Annotated in this window: 19 protein-coding genes; 8 read left to right on the top strand and 11 right to left on the bottom strand. The window is 72.0% G+C overall.

What is annotated here, in order from left to right; genetic code table 11:
* Positions 1 to 6: 6 nt before the first annotated feature.
* The 4 genes from AC5677_RS21020 to AC5677_RS21005 form a co-directional block, all read right to left on the bottom strand.
* Complete coding sequence (locus AC5677_RS21020) at positions 7 to 405, bottom strand: nuclear transport factor 2 family protein (RefSeq protein WP_497189465.1); 399 nt, start codon at positions 403 to 405, stop codon at positions 7 to 9.
* 152 nt (positions 406 to 557) lie between these two features.
* Positions 558 to 2792, bottom strand: coding sequence for a terpene synthase family protein (locus AC5677_RS21015; RefSeq protein WP_497189464.1), 2235 nt, complete (start codon positions 2790 to 2792; stop codon positions 558 to 560).
* 79 nt (positions 2793 to 2871) lie between these two features.
* The gene (locus tag AC5677_RS21010; RefSeq protein WP_497189463.1) at positions 2872 to 3777 is read right to left on the bottom strand and encodes an ATP-grasp domain-containing protein; all 906 of its coding nucleotides are present in this window, start codon (positions 3775 to 3777) and stop codon (positions 2872 to 2874) included.
* Complete coding sequence (locus tag AC5677_RS21005; protein ID WP_497189462.1) at positions 3774 to 4772, bottom strand: ATP-grasp domain-containing protein; 999 nt, start codon at positions 4770 to 4772, stop codon at positions 3774 to 3776. The genes AC5677_RS21010 and AC5677_RS21005 overlap by 4 nt, the downstream gene beginning before the upstream one ends.
* A gap of 363 nt (positions 4773 to 5135) precedes the next feature.
* On the opposite strand from AC5677_RS21005, the gene AC5677_RS21000 reads away from it, so the two are divergent.
* Positions 5136 to 6776, top strand: a complete 1641-nt coding sequence (locus tag AC5677_RS21000) for an amidohydrolase family protein (RefSeq protein ID WP_497189461.1) — start codon at positions 5136 to 5138, stop codon at positions 6774 to 6776.
* 80 nt (positions 6777 to 6856) lie between these two features.
* Here the strand turns inward: AC5677_RS21000 and AC5677_RS20995 are convergent, their stop codons facing one another.
* Positions 6857 to 8389 (bottom strand): MFS transporter, encoded by a 1533-nt coding sequence (locus tag AC5677_RS20995; RefSeq protein WP_497189460.1) that lies wholly within the window; start codon positions 8387 to 8389, stop codon positions 6857 to 6859.
* A gap of 12 nt (positions 8390 to 8401) precedes the next feature.
* Positions 8402 to 9199 carry a GntR family transcriptional regulator gene (locus tag AC5677_RS20990; protein ID WP_497189459.1) on the bottom strand — a complete coding sequence of 266 codons (798 nt, stop codon included), beginning with the start codon at positions 9197 to 9199 and terminating at the stop codon, positions 8402 to 8404.
* 252 nt (positions 9200 to 9451) lie between these two features.
* Here AC5677_RS20990 and AC5677_RS20985 point away from each other — a divergent pair, with 252 nt between their 5' ends.
* The 3 genes from AC5677_RS20985 to rocD all read left to right on the top strand — a co-directional run bounded on the left by AC5677_RS20985 (position 9452) and on the right by rocD (position 12231).
* Positions 9452 to 9970 (top strand): Lrp/AsnC family transcriptional regulator, encoded by a 519-nt coding sequence (locus AC5677_RS20985; protein WP_497189458.1) that lies wholly within the window; start codon positions 9452 to 9454, stop codon positions 9968 to 9970.
* A gap of 165 nt (positions 9971 to 10135) precedes the next feature.
* Positions 10136 to 10999, top strand: a complete 864-nt coding sequence (gene ddaH, locus AC5677_RS20980; RefSeq protein ID WP_497189457.1) for a dimethylargininase — start codon at positions 10136 to 10138, stop codon at positions 10997 to 10999.
* Positions 10996 to 12231 carry an ornithine--oxo-acid transaminase gene (gene rocD / locus AC5677_RS20975; RefSeq protein ID WP_497189456.1) on the top strand — a complete coding sequence of 412 codons (1236 nt, stop codon included), beginning with the start codon at positions 10996 to 10998 and terminating at the stop codon, positions 12229 to 12231. The genes ddaH and rocD overlap by 4 nt, the downstream gene beginning before the upstream one ends.
* Before the next feature lie 175 nt (positions 12232 to 12406).
* Here rocD and AC5677_RS20970 read toward each other — a convergent pair whose 3' ends face one another.
* Positions 12407 to 12895 (bottom strand): MarR family transcriptional regulator, encoded by a 489-nt coding sequence (locus AC5677_RS20970; RefSeq protein ID WP_497189455.1) that lies wholly within the window; start codon positions 12893 to 12895, stop codon positions 12407 to 12409.
* 103 nt (positions 12896 to 12998) lie between these two features.
* On the opposite strand from AC5677_RS20970, the gene AC5677_RS20965 reads away from it, so the two are divergent.
* Positions 12999 to 13382: a tautomerase family protein gene (locus tag AC5677_RS20965; RefSeq protein ID WP_497189454.1), complete on the top strand. Its 384-nt coding sequence runs from the start codon at positions 12999 to 13001 to the stop codon at positions 13380 to 13382.
* Between the two features lie 60 nt (positions 13383 to 13442).
* On the opposite strand, the gene AC5677_RS20960 is transcribed toward AC5677_RS20965, so the two are convergent.
* Entirely contained in the window at positions 13443 to 13850 is a 408-nt protein-coding gene (locus AC5677_RS20960) for a MerR family transcriptional regulator (protein ID WP_497189453.1), read from the bottom strand.
* A gap of 49 nt (positions 13851 to 13899) precedes the next feature.
* On the opposite strand from AC5677_RS20960, the gene AC5677_RS20955 reads away from it, so the two are divergent.
* On the top strand, positions 13900 to 14784 hold the full coding sequence (locus tag AC5677_RS20955; protein WP_497189452.1) for an NAD(P)-dependent oxidoreductase: 885 nt from the start codon (positions 13900 to 13902) through the stop codon (positions 14782 to 14784).
* Positions 14785 to 14829: 45 nt separating this feature from the next.
* Here AC5677_RS20955 and AC5677_RS20950 read toward each other — a convergent pair whose 3' ends face one another.
* Entirely contained in the window at positions 14830 to 15312 is a 483-nt protein-coding gene (locus tag AC5677_RS20950) for a DUF3515 domain-containing protein (protein ID WP_497189451.1), read from the bottom strand.
* A 342-nt stretch (positions 15313 to 15654) separates the two neighbouring features.
* Here AC5677_RS20950 and AC5677_RS20945 point away from each other — a divergent pair, with 342 nt between their 5' ends.
* On the top strand, positions 15655 to 15882 hold the full coding sequence (locus AC5677_RS20945) for a hypothetical protein (RefSeq protein WP_497189450.1): 228 nt from the start codon (positions 15655 to 15657) through the stop codon (positions 15880 to 15882).
* Positions 15883 to 15904: 22 nt separating this feature from the next.
* Here the strand turns inward: AC5677_RS20945 and AC5677_RS20940 are convergent, their stop codons facing one another.
* Complete coding sequence (locus tag AC5677_RS20940; protein ID WP_497189449.1) at positions 15905 to 16882, bottom strand: helix-turn-helix domain-containing protein; 978 nt, start codon at positions 16880 to 16882, stop codon at positions 15905 to 15907.
* A gap of 202 nt (positions 16883 to 17084) precedes the next feature.
* On the opposite strand from AC5677_RS20940, the gene AC5677_RS20935 reads away from it, so the two are divergent.
* A complete protein-coding gene (locus tag AC5677_RS20935) occupies positions 17085 to 17375 on the top strand; it encodes a cupin domain-containing protein (protein WP_497196702.1) in 291 nt (96 codons plus the stop codon).
* Here AC5677_RS20935 and AC5677_RS20930 read toward each other — a convergent pair.
* Positions 17372 to 18526, bottom strand: a complete 1155-nt coding sequence (locus AC5677_RS20930) for an FAD-dependent oxidoreductase (protein ID WP_497196701.1) — start codon at positions 18524 to 18526, stop codon at positions 17372 to 17374. The two genes, AC5677_RS20935 and AC5677_RS20930, sit on opposite strands and share 4 nt — an antisense overlap.
* Positions 18527 to 18601 lie beyond the last annotated feature (75 nt).

Here is an 18601-nt window from a genome sequence, read left to right as displayed (position 1 = left end):
CGCCGGTCAGACCGCGTCGAACGCCCGCGCCAGGGCCAGGCTGTCCTCGAAGGTGATGTAGCGCATGATCTTCCCGTGCTCGACCGTGAGGTGGAAGGCGAACGGCGAGGCGAAGGTCTTCCCCGTGGCCTTGACCACGTGCCGCATCCGGCCGAGGGCCACCGCCTCCGTGCCGTCGACGACGATCCCCGACACCGTGAAGTCCTCCAGCTGGAGGTGCTCGGGAAGCGACCTGAAGAACTCGACGGCCTCCGCGCGCGTGGCCCGGCGCCCCGTCCACGGCACCTCCTCCGCCCCGTAGATGTCCCACTCGATCTCCTCGGCGAACAGTTCGCCCAGCTTCTGCGTCTCGCCGTTACCGACGTGGCGGTAGAACGCCTCGACCACGGACCGGGTATCGCTCATTGCGGGCCTCACAACTGGTGGAAGGAGATGGACGACGGCAGTACGGATACGAGAGCACCGGCCGAGGACCCGGCATTCCCGCCCCCTCACCTCCGGGGCGGGAGCACCGCACATCCGGGGCGGGAACACCGCCGTGCCGCCCGCCGCGCCGCCTATCCCGTGACCGCGGCCACCCGGCGGACCCGCGCCGCCGCCGTGCCCAGGCCCGTCGGCACCCCGAGGCGCAGCGGCGACCCCTGCGGGTGGCGCAGGTCCGGCTCCCGGTAGCGGTGGCATTCCCGGTGCCAGGTGAGGACGGCGGCCATCCAGCACTCCAGCTCCCGGACATAGCCGTCGAGAGCCTCGCGGACGTCGGCCGGGAGGGCGAAGTCATCGCAGAGGACGGGGAGTTCGCTGGCGGCGACGTGCTGGAATTCGCTCAGCCGGGAGGTCATCAGGTCGTCGATGACGGCCAGCGCGGCCGGGTAGTCGCAGTCGAAGAAATTCTGGACGACCAGGATGCCGTTGTGGATCTCGCCCTCGTACTCGATCTCCTTCTGGTACGAGAAGACGTCGTTCATCAGCATCGCGTAGTCGGCGGCGGCGTTCTCCAGGGAGCGCACGGTCCCGCTGCGGTAGATCTCGGGCGGGATCTCCCGGCCGCGGCCGATACGGCCGAGCGCCATCGTGAGGTCCGAACCGAAGGTGGCCCGGCGCATCTCGATGTAGTCGACGGGGTCGGGGATACGGTTCTGCACCTGGTTGTCGAGCTCCCAGAGCCAGGCGGCCGTCATCGTGTCGACGGCGGCGCGGAAGGAGCGGCGCTCCTCCGGCGCCATCGGGCCCGCGGTACGGGACCACAGGTCGGCCAGCGCGCGTTCCATGGCACCGACCGGTGCGGGGGCCGGGGCCCGGGGGTCGAGGGGCATCAGGGCGGACAGCCGCTCGTTGGACGCCTTGGCCCCGGCCAGGTCGCGGGTCCGGCCGAAGACCGCGGGGTAGTAGTCGTCGGCGTAGGTGCCCCAGGTCAGCCACTGGGAGGCCAGGTCGAGTTCCTCGGGGGTGGCGTCCGGATGGATGCCGGCCGCGCACAGGGGGAAGTCGAAACCGGCGAGCGCGCGCTCGTCCCAGATGCCGGAGAGCGGTACGCCGGGCTGCGGTTCGAGCAGGCCCATGCGGTGGGACCAGGCGAGGCAGTTGCGGCGGGCGGCGTCCAGGTGGGGGCTGAGGACGGTGGTGAACGGCAGGGAGAAGTCGGGGATGCGGGACGGGCCGACCTTCTGGTGCGGGGTGTGGGTGTAGCGCCGTACGCGCCGCGCCTCGGAGGCGGTGAGCGCGGCCTTCAGATCGGCGGCGGAGGTGCCCAGGCCCTCCAGGGCGAACGGCGACCAGGAGGTGGCGGCCGCGGCGCCCGCCCCGCCGCCGTTCATGTAGCGGCTGGAGCGCAGATGCCATTCATGGCCGCCGGACTGCCAGTCCTGGAGCCCCTTGGCGTAGGCGAGGACGGCCGCGCAGCCCTGGGGGTCGAGGCCCTTGTCCGCGAAGAGGACCGGGAGTTCGGTGAATACCGTGTTCTCGAATTGCTGGAGCCGGGAGGTGATCAGCTCGTTGACGGCGTCCGCGGCCTCTTGCGTCGTACAGCCCAGGAAGGTCTCCAGAACCAGGACCCCATTGCTCAACTCCCCTTCCTCCTCGGTCTCCCGCTGATAGGAGAAGAGGTCATTGCGCAGATGGACGGCGTCGGAAAAGGTTTCCTTGAGGACGCGCAGCGCCCGCGAACCGGCGACGGCGGCCGGGACTTCGGCGGCCGCCGCGTACTCCACCAGGCCCGCGGACCAGGGCGCGCCGCCCACCTTGCGGCGCATTTCGATGTACTCGACGGGATTGGGGACCCGGTCGATATCGATATTGGAGAGTTCCCAGAGCGACTCGTTGAGGAGATGCTCGGTGCTTTCCCGGAAGCGCGCCCGCCATTCCATGGACATGGCCGGAACGGTGCGCGCCCACAGGTCGGCGAGCCCCGCCTCCACCGGGTTGGTCGGCTCCGGTACGGGCGTGGCCAGGTCCATCGGCATAAAGGCCGGCAGCCGGTCGAGATACTCCTTTCCGCCCTTGCGGTCCAGCGTCCGTTTGAACTTCTCCAGGAAGTGATCGTCGAAGAAGAACACCCAGACATACCAGTCGGTGACGAGGGAGAGCACCTGGGCGGAACAGTCCGGGTGGGTGTAGGAGCACAGCAGGGCATAGTCGTGCGCATCGAGATCGCTTTCCTCCCAGATGCCCGAGCCCTCCAGCATTTCCATGCCCTTGGCCCATTCCTTCGAATGCCGTCGGGCCGCCTCCAGATGCGGGTTGAGCCGCGCCGGATACGGTGTGTAGAAGTTCGGCAATTCGAATGGCTGTGTCATTGTCGCTCGCCTCTCCCCATAGGTGTGCTGAACGGCACAGCACTACCCGGGGACGGCGCGGACTAGGCTATTCCCGGGCTTAACTTGCGGTCCGGGGCGCGGTATTGGTAAAGGGCTCCGGAATCCGCGGAAGAGGCACGGGCGTCGGGGCCGGTTTCCGTCGCGGTGCCCGTTCGGCCGCCCGCAGCGCCAGTGCCGCCAGGGCCCCGGGCGCGCCCGCCTGGCCGCGGATACCGGGAAAGGCGTTGATGTCCACGATGAGCGGCGCACCGCCCGCGGTTTCCAGGATGTCCACGCCGTAGACCTCCAGGCCGAAGACCTCGCCGGCCCGCAGCGCCGGGCCGGTCCAGGCCGCCGGCAGATCGGCGACCGCCAGCGGCAGTGTCGGTCCCCGTCCTTCCGGCGCCAGTTCCGAGCGGCGCCGGGCGGCGAAGAGCCGGCCGTCGACCACCCACAGCTTGAGGTCCCAGCCGCTGTTCGCGGTGAACTCCTGCACGATCACCGGTTCGTCGGCCCAGTCGGCCGCGAGCGCCCGCAGCCGTGCGGCGCCGTCGGCGCGGGCCACGAGGTCGCCGCGGCGGCTGTGGCGACTCTTGATCACCAGCGGGGCGGACGGTTCGCCCTCCGCCGCCAGCTGCGCCAGCGTGGGTACGTACCGCGTCGCGGCGAACGGCAGACCGGCGCCCCGCGCGAGCTCGGCCATCTCGACCCGGTCCTGGCACCGCGCGGTGGCCGCCGCGGAGTTGACGACCGCCGCGCCGCGCGCCTCCAGGAGGGCGGCGAGCGCCAGCGCCCTCGGCGTACGCGCCTTGAGGAGGTAGACATCGGCGAGGCCACCGGGCAACGCGTCGAGCGCGTCGGCGGGGTGGGCCCAGGCATCGTCCCCGGGGTCGAGGGTCTCCACCTGGTGGCGCGGCGCCAGCAGCGCGGCGGTGGCGGCCAGCAGCGGGTGCTCCGGGTCCGCCGTCAGCAGACAGATCCTCATCGCGCGCCGTCCATCGCCGCCCCGGACCCGGCCTTGGCCAGCACGACGCGGGGCCGCGCGGCGGACGCGCGCCCGGCAGGGGGCTGCTCGCCGGGGGACACCACTGCCGGGACGCCTACGGGGCCGCCCATCAGGACATCCGCGGGGCCGCCCGCCGCACTTCCCGCACCGGCCGCCGCACGACCGCCGGTACGCGCTAGCCGCAGCACCGCCTCCGACACCCGGGCCACCGCATCCGGCACCTGCCGGAAGCTCGGGAAGTCATTGACGTCGACGACCACCGGCCCGTCCGGCCCGAGCAGGATGTCGGCCCCGTACAGATCCAGCCCGAAGACCTCGCCGATCTCCGCCGTGATCCGGGCGACTTCGGGCGTCAGCGCGACCTGCCGCTCGCAGACGGTGTGCGCCGGGTGCAGCGGCGAGCAGCGTTCGGTCGCGTAGATGTCACCGGCGACGCTGTACACCTTCAGATCGGTACCGGAGTTGGGCACATACGGCTGCGCGATGAGCAGCCCGCCCCCGGCCTCCTCGAAGCCCGGGTCCAGCAGCCGGTCCGGCGAGGCGACCAGCCGTACGGCGCGTCCGGAACTGCCGTCGGCGGGCTTGACCACCAGCGGATATTCCGCCTCGGGCAGCTCGGCGAACTCCTCCGGCCGGGCCGCCGCATAGGTCACCGGAACGGGCAGTCCGCCGCGGCGGGCGAGCACCGCCGCCAGCGCCTTGTCGCGGACGCCCCGGATCGTGCGCGCGTCGTTCACCGTCGTCAGACCGACGGCGGCGGCGGCTTCCAGAAGGGTGAGCCCGGGGCCGCCGGAGACGGTCTTGAGGACCCAGGCATCGTGGCTGCCCGCCTGTATCGCCTCGGATATCCGCAGCAGCGACCGGCCGGGCCACACCACGTCCACCTGGTGCCCCCAGGCGGTGAGTTGGCGGATCACGTCCAGGGGCATGCCGTCGTGGCGGTACTGCTCCTCCACCAGGAAGCACAGCTTCATCAACACACCCTCAACCGCCTCAGTGGTCGCCGCATGACACACCAGGATCCCATGCGCCTTTCGGACACCGGGCCGTGACCCGTATCCGGCACACGGCTGTGACGGTCTTCGCCGTCCGGCCGCGCCGCGTGTCCCGCGCCGGGAAGACGCCCGCCGTGTTTCGGCGAAGTTACGCCACCGGCGGCACCTGGCGCGCACGCCATGACCTGGGCTTTGCCGGACGCCTCCGAGAGCTTCGCCACCCGCCCTCTCACCTCGTAAATCCCGGATGTCGGAAGCCTTGTTCCGCTTCTGACCGTGGTCCTAAGGTCAGGCCACCCGGCGCGGCTGACCTCGTTCACGGGTGCTTTCTGGCGTCGACCCGTGCCCGGCACACCCCGCCGCGGCCCGCGTGCGGACGCGTACCAACAGCGGAAACTCGGGAAGCAGGCGAGCGGGTTGGCGAACGAACGGCAGGACCGGCAGCAGGAGGCCGCGGCCCCCCAGGGCGACGGCCGGAACGACGGCCGGGGCACCGGCGAGGACGGCGTCGCACGGCGGGGCTTCCTCGTCAAGGTGGGGCTGACCGGCGCCGGGGGACTCCTCGGCGCGGCGATGGCCGGCGGCGCGTCCGCCACGGCGGCCCCCGCGGCAGCGGCCACCGGGGCGACGGCAACGGCGGCGGCCGGCGCGAAGAAGAACGCCCCGCGCCCCGAGGACTTCGACGGCCACCAGCAGCTCCTCGTCCCCGAGCTGCTCCTCCTCCCGGACGGACCGGCCCGGGATCGGGCCGTCCTCGTCGACGGCGGGAAGTTCCGCGCGATCGGCCCCGCGAAGAAGCTGATCGCCGCGCACCCCCACCTCCACCCGGTGCGGCTGGACGGCCATCTCCTCATGCCCGGGTTCGTCGACGCCCACCATCACCTCACCCAGAGTTTCGGCAAGGCCCAGTCGTTCGGGCAGCCTTCGGAGATCTTCAAGACCATCTGGGAGCCGCTGGAACATGCGCTGGACGAGGAGACCGCCTACCTCTCGGCGAAACTGGCCGCTCTGGAGGCGCTACGCGGCGGCTTCACCACCGTCGCCGATGCGGGCACCCGCGCTCCGGTCGATGTGGCGGCGCTGGCGAAGGGGACCGAGGAAGCCGGGATCCGCTGCGTACTGTCCAAGATCGTCTCCGATGGGACGGGCGGACCCGCGCACCTGGCACGGTGGGAGAAGCACCCGCTGATCCATCCGTCGCTGGCGATCGCCGTCGCCGAGGACGCGACGCCCGCCGTCATCAAGCACACCGTGGACCTCTGCGCCGAGGCCGGGGCGATCCTCCAGATCCATGTGAACGAACATCTGGCCTCCGTGGAGCGCTCGTTGAAGAGCGTGGGCCGCCGTCCGGTCGACTATCTGCACCACATCGGCGCCCTCGGGCCGCACACCCTCGGCGCGCACGCCACCCTGCTCACGCCCGCCGAGATGCGCATGCTGGCCGACTCCGGGGCGGCCATCAGCTACAACCCGGTGGCCAGCGCCTGGAAGGGCAACGCCGTCGCGCAGGCCGGCATGCTGGCGGCGCTGGGCGTGCGGTTCGGGATGGGGACCGACGGCACCCGCGGCGACGGCTTCCGGCTGCTCGACGCGGCCGAATCGGCGCAGCGGCTGACCAGCGGCCTGGCGACCGGGGACTCGGTGTGCGGGGCCGGACGGCTGTGGCTGGAGCATGCGACCTCGCGGAGCGCCGATGCGCTCGGACTGGGCAAGATCACCGGCGAGATCGCGGTCGGCAAGGCGGCGGACTTCCTTGTCGTGGACATCAACGTCCCCGAACTGACCCCCTCCTACGACCTGCAATGGGAACTCGTCCGCCTGGCGAACCGCGACCTGATCACCGCCGTGGTCGTCGCCGGCCGGCTCCGGCTGTGGGAGGGCTGGCCCACGGACTGGGACGCCCGCGCGCTGGTGGAGCGGGCGGCGCAGGTGGGGCCCGAGGTCGTACGGAAGGCCAGGATCCAGCGCGTCGAGCCGCGATAGGGGGCACGGCCGGGGCGGTGGCCGGTCCTCGGGGTCCGGTCACCGCCTCCCCTTCGCGGACCGCCCCGTCACGCCCCCGGTCAGCGCCCCTCGGGAATCCACCGCGCGATCAGCAGCGCCGTGAGGACGACGCCCGCGGCCAGCCCCAGCGTCGCCATGTGCAGCCCGTCCGTGAACGCCTCGACGACCGCCGCCCGTACCCGTGCGTCCGGCGTCCGGGCCTCGGCCGCCGCCACCGTCGTCGGAGCGCCGGGGCCCGACAGCGCCGCGGGCAGCCGCGCCGTGAACACCGCCGTCGTGACCGTCCCCGTCACCGCGATGCCGAGGGCGCTGCCCAACTCCCGCGTCAGGCTCTGCAGTCCGGACCCGGTGCCCGCCCGCTCGGCGGGCAGCGCGGCCATCATGGCGTGCGAGAGCAGCGGGGTGGCGATACCGCAGCCGAGCGCGGTGAGCCCGGCGCCCAGGGCGTAGAGCGCGTACGGGGTACGGGCATCGGCGGCCGACACCGTCGCCAGCCCGCCCGCCAGCACGCACATGCCGACGACGACCGTGCCGCGCCGCCCGCACACCCGCTCCAGCAGCAGCCCGCAGCGCGGCCCGGCCAGCAGCGCCGCCGCCATCGGCAGCAGCCGCACCCCCGCGCCCAACGGCCCGTACCCCTTGGCGTACTGCAGATACTGGCCGTTGAGGTAGAAGAGCCCGAACATGCCGGTGAACAGCGCCGCCATGCCCACCGCCCCCGCGCGCACGCCCGGTCGCGCGAACAGCCGCGGATCGAGCAGCGGCTCGGCGGCCCGCAGTTCGTGCCGGGCCCAGGCCGCCAGCAGCACCGCCGCCACGGCGAGCGCGCCCAGCACCACCGGACTCCCCCACCCGGACTGCGGCCCCGACACGATCCCGTACAGCAGGGCGAGAAAACCGCCGGTCAGCAGCGCGCTGCCGAGCGGCGCGGCCGGGCGGGGATGGCGGGCGGTGACGGGGGTGACCGCGGCGACCAGCAGCAGCGCGCCCAGCGCCGGCGGCACCACACAGCAGAAGAGGGTGCGCCAGGTGCCGTACTCGATGGCCGCGCCGCCGCCGACATTGCCCAGTACGGCGGCGAGGCCGGTCATCGACGCCCAGATGGCGATGGCCTTGCGGCGCGGCCCGTCCGGCAGCCCCTCCACCAGCAGGGCAAGGGTGGTGGGCAGCACGGCGGCCGCGCCCATCCCGCTGATCATCCGTCCGGCGATCAGCGCGCCGACGTCCGGCGCCGCCGCGCACACCACCGCGCCGGCCGCGAAGACGCCCATCCCGCACAGCAGCGTGCCCTTGCGCCCGCGCCGGTCGGCGAGCGCTCCCGCCGGCACCAACAGGCAGGCGAAGACGACGACATAGCCGTCGACGACCCAGACGACCGCCTCCGCCGAGGGGTGCAGCGTCCCGGCGGAGAGGTCCGGGATGGCCAGGTTCACGGCGGAGACCATGCCGACGACCAGGGTGACGCACAGGCACATGGCGACGGTCACCAGGGCGCGGGGCCCGCGTCCGCGGCTGCGCCCGTCACCGGCCGTCCCCGCACCGCCGCGCGCCCCGGCCGCCCGCTCGCCGTCCTCCGTGTCGGAACGACTCAACGGTCCGGCCTCCTAAGGCTGTTGGGGAGGGCCGGCGGCTGCGCCCCGCGCCCGGTCGAGCGTCGCGTGCAGCGTCAGGCGGTCCCCCCGCAGATGAATGAACTCCAGGTCGGCGGGGCGGCCGTCGGCGAGCCGGGTGAGCCGCTCCACGGCGAGCACCGCACCGCCCTCGGGCATCGCCAGCACCGCACAGGTCGCCGGGTCCGCGACCACGGCCTGTACGGACACCTCAGCCCTGCCCAGCGGCATCCCCACGCCCGTCTCGATCAGCTCGAAGACGTCCTGCCGCTCCAGGGCGTCGCGCCCCAGCGCCAGCAGCGGCTCCCCCACCTCGGCGAGGAGATAGGTGCAGTCCAGGGACAGCGGTGTGCCGTCCACCCGCCGCAGCCGCTCCAGATAGACGGCCGGGGCGCCGTCGGCCAGCCCCAGCCGCCGGGCGACCGCATCCGGCGGCCGTACGATCCCGGCCTCCCGCACCTCGTTGGCGACCGCACCGTGCCGCTGGAGCACCTCGGCGAGCCCGGACAGTTCCCCGAGCGGATGCTGATACGCCCGCCCGACCACCACCGTCCCCACACCCCGCCGCCGCGCCACCAGCCCCTCGTCCCGCAGCAGCCCCAGCGCCTGACGCACCGTGTTCCGCGAGGTCCCGAACTCGGCGATCAACGCCCGCTCGTCCGGCAGCACCCCGTCCGGAAACGCCCCCCGCAGCACCTGCCCGCGCAGCACGTTCGCCACCCGGCGGGCCCGGTCGGCGCGCGTCAGCGACTCCCCGGCCGCCGCACCGTCCCCCGGCCTCGGATCACTCACCGCGCCTCCTTCCGCCCGCACGCACCCGCGCACACCCGGGCGCGGGCCCGAACCCACGCCCAACGCCCGCCCGCCGCGCGCCCGGCGCCAGTGCCGGACCCGGCCGACGCTAGGCGCCGTATGTTGCGGCGACGTTACGCCACCCCATCTGACCTGCATCGATGCCTGACCTGGGGATTCCGTGCCGGAGGCCGGGGCAACGCCACCCGCAGCACCGTGGCCCCGCGCCCCGCCGATCGCTACGGTGAGCCCATGACCAGCAAGAACGCCCCCTTCGACGCACTGGACCGCAAGATCGTCGCGGCCCTGATGGAGAACGGCCGGGCGAGCTTCGCGGAGATCGGCTCGGCCATCGGGCTGTCGTCCACCGCGGTCAAACGCCGCGTCGACCGGCTCCGCGAGAACAACGTGATCACCGGCTTCACCGCCACCGTGCGGCCCGCCGCGCTCGGCTGGCTCACCGAGGCGTACGTCGAGGTGTACTGCGACGGCGCCGCCCCGCCGCGCCGCCTCGCGGAGGTCGTACGCAACCATCCGGAGATCGCCGCCGCGATGACCGTCACCGGCGGCGCCGATGCCCTGCTGCACGTACGGGCCACGGACGTCGAGCACTTCGAGGAAGTCCTGGAGCGCATCCGCGCCGAGCCGTTCATCCGCAAGACGATCAGCTACATGGTCCTGTCCCATCTGCTCCCGGACAGCCCGGACGCGGGCGGCGGCCGCCCCTCCACCCCGATGGGCGCTCCGCCCCACGCAGCAAACCCGCGCTGACCGCCCCCTCTACGCAGCATTCCTGCGCCAACAAGCAGCTTTCGCTTCTTGTGGCCGGAATCCTGTGCTCCGTACCGTATGGACTGATCCGAGTGACGATCCCTCACCCTCGGTCATCTCGGTCACCCCCACCTGCCCTGGAGCAGGAAGCGAAGGGATGCTTCTGTGCCAACACGTCGTATCTCGCACGCCCGGCGCTATCTGGTCTGCCCACCCCGGTACTTCGACGTGCACTACGCCATCAACCCCTGGATGCGGGACGACGCCCAGGTGGACACGGCCCTCGCGAACCGCCAGTGGCACACCCTGATCGACGCCTACCGCGACCACGGCCACGAGGTGGAGACCGTGGCCCCCGCCCCCGGCCTCCCCGACATGGTCTTCGCGGCGAACTCCGCGCTCACCCTCTCCGGCAAGGTCTTCGGCTCCCGCTTCCACGCCCCCCAGCGCCGCCCGGAATCCAGCGAGTACGAGACCTGGTTCAAGGCCGCCGGATACGACGTCTACCAGCCGGAGTCGACGTGCGAGGGCGAGGGCGACCTCGTACCGGCCGGCCGCTGCATCCTCGCCGGTACGGGCTTCCGCACGACCCGCGCCGCGCACGCCGAGGTCCAGGAGTTCTTCGGCGTACCGACCATCGGCCTGCGCCTGGTGGACCCGTACTTCTACCACCTGGACACCGCGCTCTTCGTCCTCGACGGCGAGGAGACGGCGACGGCGGAAGAGGCGTCGGGAATCCCGCCGCAGCCCGCACCCACCATCGCCTACTACCCGGAGGCGTTCTCCTCCGGCAGCCGCGAAGTGCTCGAACGGCTCTTCCCGCACGCGATCCTCGCCACCCGCGACGACGCCCTGGCCTTCGGCCTCAACTCCGTCTCCGACGGCCGCCATGTCTTCATCGCGCCCCAGGCGACCGGCCTCATCGACCAGCTCACCGCCCGTGGCTATGTCCCCGTCCCCGTCGACCTCTCGGAGTTCCACAAGGCCGGCGGCGGCATCAAGTGCTGCACCCAGGAGATCCGCCCGTGACCGCTCCCGCGCGCATCGCGCCCCCTCGCTCCCCCCGCTCCTCGGCCGACCTCATCCAGGCCGAACGCCCGGTCCTCGCCCACAACTACCACCCCCTCCCCGTCGTCATCGCCCGCGCCGAAGGCGTCTGGGTCGAGGACGTCGAGGGCCGCCGCTACCTCGACATGCTGGCCGGCTACTCGGCCCTGAACTTCGGCCACCGCCACCCCGCCCTGATCGAGGCCGCCCACCGCCAGCTCGACCAGCTCACCCTCACCTCGCGCGCCTTCCACCACGACCGCCTCGCCGACTTCGCCGCACGCCTGGCCCGCCTCACCGGCCTCGACATGGTGCTCCCGATGAACACCGGCGCCGAAGCGGTGGAGAGCGGCATCAAGGTCGCCCGCAAATGGGCCTACGACGTCAAGGGCGTCCCGGCCGACCGGGCCACGATCGTCGTGGCCGCCGGCAACTTCCACGGCCGGACGACCACGATCGTCAGCTTCTCCGACGACGACACCGCCCGCACCGGCTTCGGCCCCTTCACCCCCGGCTTCCGCGTCGTCCCCTACAACGACCTCGCGGCCCTCGAAGCGGCCATCGACGACACCACGGCCGCCGTCCTGATCGAACCCATCCAGGGCGAAGCGGGCGTCCTCATCCCCGACGACGGCTACCTCACCGGCGTCCGCGAGCTCACCCGGCGCGCCGGCTGCCTGTTCATCGCCGACGAGATCCAGTCCGGCCTCGGCCGCACCGGCCGCACCCTGGCCGTCGACCACGAATCCGTCGTCCCGGACGTCCTCCTGCTCGGCAAGGCCCTCGGCGGCGGCATCGTCCCCGTCTCCGCCGTCGTCGCCCGCCGCGACATCATGAGCGTCCTCGGCCCCGGCCAGCACGGCTCCACCTTCGGCGGCAACCCCCTCGCGGCCGCCGTCGGCTCCGCCGTCGTCGACCTCCTGACCACCGGCGAATTCCAGCGCCACGCCGCCGACCTGGGCGACGTCCTCCGCACCGGCCTCGCCGCCCTCACCGGCAAGGGCGTCACCGGCTTCCGCACCCGCGGCCTGTGGGCCGGCATCGACATCGACCCCGCCCTCGGCACCGGCCGCGAGATCAGCGAACGCCTCCTGAAGGAAGGCATCCTGGTCAAGGACACCCACGGCTCCACCATCCGCCTCGCCCCGCCGCTGACCATCACCCGGGACGAGCTGACGGGAGCGCTGGACGCCCTGGAGCGGGCACTGTCGTAAGGCACGCGCCGCGGTTTCGTCCCACTCTCCCCCCGCGTTCGGCCCTCAGCGCATCCGCCTCACCGGCGAGCCCTGAGGGCCGAACAGGTCCACGCCGCCCGGCTGCCGTCCCGATGGCCAACCGTCCCGCCCGGCTGCCGTCGCGACCGGCTGACGGCATGCCCGTGGGCCCGGCTCAGCCCTGCCCCTCACCGCCGACCGCGGCTTCGTACGCGAGCAGCGTGTCGACGAACAGCCGCCGCTGATCCGGCGTCAGCGGCGCCAGCGCCTTGCGCCATGCGGCCGCCCCCGGGGCGAGCCAGGCAGCGATCGCGGGTTGCTGGTCGGCCGCGATGCCGATGATCCGCCGACGCCGGTCCGTCTCGTCCTCGCGCCGTTCCAGGATCCCCTTCCGGCTCAGATCGCCGACCAGCAGGCTCACCGTCGTCGGCGCGACCTGGAGCCGCGCCGCCAGCTCGTTCACGGTCATCGCCCCGTCGAAGAGCAGGTAGGAGAGCAGCGAGAGGTGACGCGGCGCCAGCGCGAAGGACCGCAGCGCCTCGGGCACCGGGATCTTCTTGACCCGGCCCACCATCCGGGGCATGAGCAGCAGCAGGGACCTGACGGCGTCATCGACCCCGTTCTCGCCGCCCGCCGCGGCATCACGCGCCTTGCCCCTTGACATCGCGCACCCTTCGACATTTACCTTTGCCCTCAAAGCTATTTTGCTTTGCTTGCAAAGTGACCTTTTCTCCATCGTACGTACCGACGTGAACGGAGTCGTCACCATGCCCCACTTCAGCGTGCACATCCGCGAAGAGACCCTCGACGGGACGGTCGAACCCCAGCTGATCCGCGCCCTGACCGACGCGGTCGGCGCCGTCTACGGCGCGGAGTTCAGCCGCCTCGTCGGGGTGGACCTGATCGGCATCCCACAGCACCGCCGCGGCATCGGCGGCAACCAGACGGACCTCGACGCACCCCACGTCACCCTCAGCATGCGTGAGGCCGCGTATCACGTACCCGAGGTCCCGGATGCTCCCGCCCGCCTGATCGCCACCATCACCGACGCGGTCGCCGACGTACTCGGCGAGGCCGTCCGCAAGCAGGTCATCGTGACGATCGACGGCGTCCCCGACGGCCGCACCGGAGTCGCCGGCACGGCGGCCTGACCGGCACGCTCAGGCCGGGGCCACCCGCTCCGGCCTGAGCACCGCCCCTAGGCGTCGAGCTCAGGCGGGGACGGGCCCCAGGTCTGCATCGTCAAAGGGGGGATAGCTCACGTCGCCCATGCGCTCGGCCGCCTCGATGTAGTCGGCAAGAGCGTCGCGGGATTGAGTGATCCTCCGCATCTGATCGTCCAGTCGTCGCAGCCGTGACCGCATCGCGGCCAGCAACTCGGGACACCCGGGCAGCTCCGGGGCCTCTCCGACCGCACAGGGCAGCAGGTACGCGATGTCCTCGGAGGACAGACCGGCGCCGAGCAGGTGCCGGATCTGCTTGACCCGCAGCACATCGCTCTCGTCGAACTCGCGGTATCCGTTCGCGCCGCGGTCCGCCCGCAGCAGGCCCTGGGCCTCGTAGTAGCGCAACTGATGAGCGTTGACGCCCGTCCGGCGACCCAGTTCCCCGATCCGCATCAAAACCTCGCTTGACCTTCACACCGGTATCAACGTTGACGATGCTGCCATGGACAACACCACCGATACCCCCGTATCCGTCATCGGCCTTGGACTGATGGGCCAGGCACTCGCCGGCGCCTTCCTGAAGGCCGGGCATCCCACAACCGTCTGGAACCGTACGGCCTCCAAGGCCGACCAGTTGGTGGCCGAGGGTGCTCGTCTGGCGCCGACGGTCGGCGACGCGCTCGCGGCAGGTTCCCTGACGATCCTCTGCGTCACCGACTACCAGGCCATGCACGAGCTGCTCGGCGCGAGCGACATCGAGCTGGACGGCACGACATTGATCAATCTGACCTCGGGCGACTCGGCCCAGGCCCGGGAAGCCGCCCTATGGGCGGAGCAGCGCGGCGCTCATTACCTGGACGGCGCCATCATGGCCATCCCCCCGGCGATAGGGACCGCCGAGGCCGTGATTCTGCACAGCGGGCGGCAGGCGGACTTCGAGGCGCACGAATCGACACTTCAGGCGCTCGGCACCGTCACCTACCTCGGTGCGGACCACGGGCTGGCGTCCCTGTACGACGTGGCCGGCCTGGCCATGATGTGGAGCGTCCTGAACGCCTGGCTCCAGGGCACCGCCCTGCTCAGGACGGCCGGTGTCGACGCTGCGACGTACGCGCCGTTCGCGCAGCAGATTGCCGCCGGTGTGGCCGCATGGCTGCCGGGGTACGCCCAGCAGATCGACAGCGGCTCCTACCCGGCCGAGGTGTCGGCACTGGAGACCGATGCGCGGGCGATGGCGCACTTGATCGAGGAGAGCGAGGCGGTGGGCGTCAACGCCGAACTACCGAAGTTGATCAAGGCGATGGCCGATCGCGCGATCGCCGCCGGACACGGTGGGGAGCAGTACCCGGTGCTGATCGAAGAGTTCGGCACACCACGGACCGACTGACCGATCCCGACGAACGGACTGACGGGCAGTCATGCACGATCGAGGCTAGGTGGGCCGGGAAATCTCGGGCACGGTCTTCTTCACCGCGGCGGCCAGATCCATCAGCGCGCCGACGTCGCCGTACTCCGCGGGAATGCTCACCTCGACATAGGCCTTGCGGAGTGCGGTGGTGCAGCGGTGACCGCCGTCCTCCGCGTTCTCCAGCAGCCAGCGCACCCCATGGATCTCCCCGCCCGGCGCCTGGGCGTTGAGCATTTCCGCCGGCCGTACGACACCGCAGCGGAGCACGATGGCGGAATCGCCCCATGCCGCCGTGTACGGCGACGCCGGGTCCGTCTCCCGCCGCTTGCCTCCGGCCACGGAATCCGGCAGGGCCTCGATCAGCTTCGCGCACATCCGCTCGGTCTTCGCCTCCGGGACGGGCGCCGTCACCGGCACCGCGTCCCCGGAGAAGGCGACGATCGCCCCGATGGCCGCCAGCACCGCCGCGACCGAAGCACCGCCCACGGCGAAGCGACGAGAATTCATACCTCCGACGATATCCACCGCCCTTCAGCGCAGATGACGCGGCGCCCTGCCATCGGGCGGCAGCGGGACATCGGAATCACGGAATCACCAAGTCCTCTTCCCCTGGGCAGAGTTCGGCATCCAGCCCAAGCCCCCTACCCGCCCTCCCCTCCCCGCCTCTTGGATGTCGGGCATGGATGGCGCGGCAGCGGGGGCGGACCGCGGTCCTTCCCGTCCGCGGTCCTTCCAGCTCACGGGCCGGTTCGTTGCCCTGGCTCTTTCGATGCCCTGGCTATGCTGACCGCTGCGCGGTGTGCGCGAGACGGTTGCGCCACTTCGGATGATCTCGGGAGAGGTGAGGGCGTGGCCAAGCCGGTACGTGCGGCTATAGGGAAAGTGTGGGTCAAATGCACTTTCTGTCAGGGTGATCTGTTTCGGGACCGTGAGGTGAAGCTCAACAGCTCCGGCATGGAGTTCATGAACTTCGGCTGGGCGAACGAGTCGGCGACCGGGCTGATCTGCTGGAGCTGCGGCTATGTGCACCTGTTCGTGAACAGAGATCTCGAACTGTACAAAGTGAAGAAGGGCTAGGGGCGGGCGACGCAGCCCCCTCTCAGGTGGCCCGCGAGCGCGGGTCGCTGTCGCCCGGATCGGTCCGGAACGCCCGGCGGTAGGCGCCCGGTGTGGTGCCCACGGCGCGCAGGAAACGTCTGCGGAGGTTGGTGGCCGAGGAGAGGCCGACCCGGCGGGCGATGGCCTCCAGGGGAAGGCCGGAGGATTCCAGCAGCTCGCGGGAGGCGGCGATGCGCTGGGCGAGCAGCCACTGCCCCGGGCTGACGCCGAGCTGATCGGCGAAGCGGCGGGCGAGGGTACGGGCCGAGAGGCCGGCGTGCGCGGCCAGTTCTCCGACCGAGAGCGGTTCGTGGAGCCGGCCGGTCATCCACTCCAGCAGCGGTGCGAGCGAACCGTCGATCTGGGCGGGGTGCGGCGGCGCCGAATACTGCAGCTGCCCGCCCTCGCGGTGGGGCGGCATGACCATGCTCCGGGCGACCTGCGCGGCGTACCTGGCGCCCTGGTCGCCGCGCACCAGGTGCAGACACAGGTCGATACCGGCGCCGGAGCCCGCGCTGGTGGCCACATCGCCATGGTCCACGTACAGCACGTCCGGATCGACCTGGACGCCCGGGAACCGTTCGGCCAGCTCGCCCGCCCGCGCCCAGTGCGTGGTGGCCCGGCGTCCGTCCAGCAGCCCGGCGTGCGCCAGCGCGAAGGCGCCGGAGCAGATGCTGACCACCCGCGCACCGCGCTCGTGTGCCCGGCGCAGGGCCCGGACCACCGCGGGCGAGGGCGGTTCCCCGATGGGCAGCCAGCCGGGGACGACGACGGTGTCCGCCCGGTCGAGGGCGTCCAGCCCGTCGGTCACGAGCATGTCGTACCCGGCGGGCGTCGGCACCGGGCCCGGGTCCTCGGTGCACACCCCGAAGGCGTACCGGGCGGGGATCCCGCGTCGTTCGATGCCGAACACCTCGGCCGCGCAGCCGAGTTCGAAGGTGGACTGCGGAGGGTGGATCAGCGCGACCACGCGATGCATGGCAGGAAAGTACCGCAACATGTCCCTTGCGACACTCGGCCCGGCACGAGCCGACGGACAAGCTGGCCTCATGACAGCGAACGAGCAGGCAGCGAACGAGCAGGCAGCGAAAGAGCGGGCAGCGGAGCCGCGGACGACCGGCCGGCACCCGGCGCCCCGGGCCCCGGGACTTTCGCAGGTACCCGGCTATGTCTGGTCCGCCGTGCACGACGCCCCCGTGCGCGAACTCTTTCCCGGGATCCGGGTGCGCCCGCTGTGGACCGGGGACGACGGCGCGAAGGCCCAGATCCTGGAGATGGACGCGGGCACCTGCTGGGAAGGCCTCGATGTCCACGAACCGGGCCCCGAAGAGGTCTACGTGGTCTCGGGCGAATTCCATGACGGCGACCGCGCCTATCCGGCCGGAACGTTCATCCATGCCCCCGCGGGTTCCGCACATGTCCCGCAGACGGCGACGGGCTGCACGTTGTTCGTCTTCTATCCGGAGGGTTAGGGCCTGTCCGACGGGGAGCCGTCCGGCCAGACGGCGTCGGGGAAGAGGGCCTCGTCGGAGTCGGTGTCGGGCATGAACGTGGCGAGCATCTGCTGGGCGGTCTTCGCGTTGTCGTGGGCGCGCGGCAGCATGACGCTTTCGTAGGCGTCGAGGGCCTCGCCGACGGAGGCGTGCCCGATGACGGCCTGGGCGAGTTCGGCGCCGTCGAGCAGGGCGAGGTTGGCCCCGACGCCGACGGGCGGCATCAGGTGGGCGGCGTCGCCGAGCAGGGTGACGCCCGGGACGCGCTGCCAGGTGTGGGGAACCGGCAGGACGAACATGGGCCGGTTGCGGAAACCGCTCTCGTTGGCGCGCAGGACGTCCAGCAGGCTCTCGTCCCAGCCCTGGTACCGGTCGAGGAGCCGGGCGCGTACCGCCTCCGTGTCGGCGAGGTCGAGGCCGGCGTGCCAGTCCTGGGGGCCGCGGAAGATGAGGTAGGCGCGGACGTGCCCGCCGCTGTTGCGCTGCATCACCAGGCTGCGGCCGCCCGCCTTGGCCGACATGGTGCCGGCGCCGATCAACGCCGCGATGCCGGGGTGACGGTGGTCGACGTCGTCGAAGTGCGCTTCGACCATCGTGACGCCGGCATACGAGGGCTGGGCGTCGGAGAGCGCGGGGCGCACCCGGGACCAGGCGCCGTCGGCGCCGATGACCAGGTCGAAGTCCTCGGCGGTGCGGTCGTGGTGCTGCACGCGGGCGGCGCCGTGCGGCAGCGGGACGACGGCCTGCACGGCGTGGTTCCAGCGGACCGTGCCGGGGGCGAGGGAGTCCAGCAGGAGGCCGCGCAGCTGTCCGCGGTCGATCTCGGGCCTGCTCAGATCGCCCTCGCCGGCCCGGTCGTGGCGTATCAGGGTCGCGTGACGGTCGTACAGGCGCCACTCCTGACCGTCGGGCCGGGACAGCGCGAGGAACGCGTCGAACAATCCGGCTGCGCGCAAGGCGACTTGGCCGGTGTCCTCGTGGATGTCGAGGGTGCCGCCCTGCGAGCGGGAGTCGGGGCCGGACTCGCGCTCGAAGACGGTGACCGGCACGCCGTGCCGCTGCAGGACGCGCGCACAGACGAGGCCGCCGGGGCCGGCGCCGATGATCGCGATACGAGGAGTGGTGGACAAGAGGGTCACGCTCCGTTCTTCGCGTCCCTCCGGTGCGGGGAACGCGTCCGGGATCCGCGGCCGGCTGCCGACGGA

It is taken from the genome of Streptomyces sp. JLSY215 (assembly GCF_059682825.1).
This window is presented reverse-complemented; position numbering and strand designations above follow the sequence as displayed.